This window comes from Sphingomonas sp. Leaf62 (assembly GCF_001421915.1).
Classification (GTDB): Bacteria; Pseudomonadota; Alphaproteobacteria; order Sphingomonadales; family Sphingomonadaceae; genus Sphingomonas.
Genome location: NZ_LMLN01000031.1, coordinates 44,413 through 45,607, shown reverse-complemented (window position 1 = coordinate 45,607; position 1,195 = coordinate 44,413). Strand labels below are relative to the sequence as shown.

General features: G+C 62.1%; 2 protein-coding genes. Both read right to left on the bottom strand.

Annotated elements, in window-relative coordinates; translation table 11 throughout:
• The coding region (locus ASE91_RS20810; RefSeq protein WP_235530565.1) for a hypothetical protein at positions 1-216 on the bottom strand (216 nt) is incomplete at its 3' end.
• A gap of 375 nt (positions 217-591) precedes the next feature.
• Positions 592-1,125, bottom strand: a complete 534-nt coding sequence (locus ASE91_RS18245) for an IS110 family transposase (protein ID WP_200911288.1) — start codon at positions 1,123-1,125, stop codon at positions 592-594.
• Between the last annotated feature and the right edge of the window lie 70 nt (positions 1,126-1,195).

The window sequence follows — 1,195 nt, the reverse complement described above, 5'->3', positions numbered from 1 at the left end:
TTTGTCGTACCAGCTGATAAAATCGCTCATCATGCTTGGTGAAAAGCTGCCGTTGTGGGTCTCTGTGTACCGTGAATCTGCTGCGAGGGCATCGGAGGCAGCCCGGCTTTCCTTTGCCGCAACCTGCAGGGCCTTCGCACACCGGTCGTCGGGTCCCGAATTGGAAGCGGATTGGCCAGGAACGGCCGCGATCAGGAGGGCAGCGGTGAACAACATGCTTTCCTTATTAGCGGTGAAAGAGCAGCCGGCTAGCCCCGCCTTTCGTTTCTCGACTACCGTCTGCTTTTCAAGGCGACCGATTGCTCATCCCCTTGGATCAAGACCCATGTGTGGACGGCCCTCCGTTGGCAAGCTTGAACAGTCGCGTTGCAATGCTGGTTGGTGCGGCCATGTGTCCGACCTGTTGGTGCGGCACATTGCGCCGCTGGCCGTAATGCCATTCGCGCGTCTCGGGTCCCGATCACTTACACGCGCTTGATGCGCTTGGGTCATTGTGGGTTTTCCCGATCCGGCGGTTCAACCGGCTTGTTGCATTAGCTCCTGATCGCCCTTTCCAACCTCGTCAGGCGCGGTCGCTCGCGCCGTATCCTGTTACACGGTCTGCGGCTCGCGATATCGTTCGCCGCTGGCCATCATCGCCCAGATCATGCGGGCGTTCTTGTTGGCGAGCGCTACGGCGGCAATCTTGGTCTTGCGCCGAGCGAGCAGCTGTACGAGCCACGGCCGCTTGGCGCCGTTGCGTTCGGCGTAGCGCAACACCGCCATCGCGCCGACGATAAGCATCTGACGTAGATATTGGTGCCCGGCCTTGGTGATGCCGCCGAGCCGCTCCTTGCCGGCGCTCGAGTTCTGCCGCGGCACCAACCCGATCCAAGCCGCTAGATTTCGGCCCGAGCGGAAGATCGCCGGGTCAGGAACGGTGGCGACGATGGCGCTGGCGAGCAGCGGGCCCACGCCAGGTATCTCCATCAGCCGGCGGCCAAGCTCAGTCTCGCGTGCGCTCGCCAGGATGCGGCGATCGTTCTCAAGGATCTGCTCTTTCACGATGCGCAGCTGCGCCGCCAGCATCTCCAGGCAGAACCGTGCATCGGCCGGCACCCGTTCGTCGGTAGGATCGGCGATCACATCTAGGAGCTGCTGGTGCTGTCAGTCTAACGCGAACCGCTCTCCACATGACGCAGTCAGGCCTTTGAGC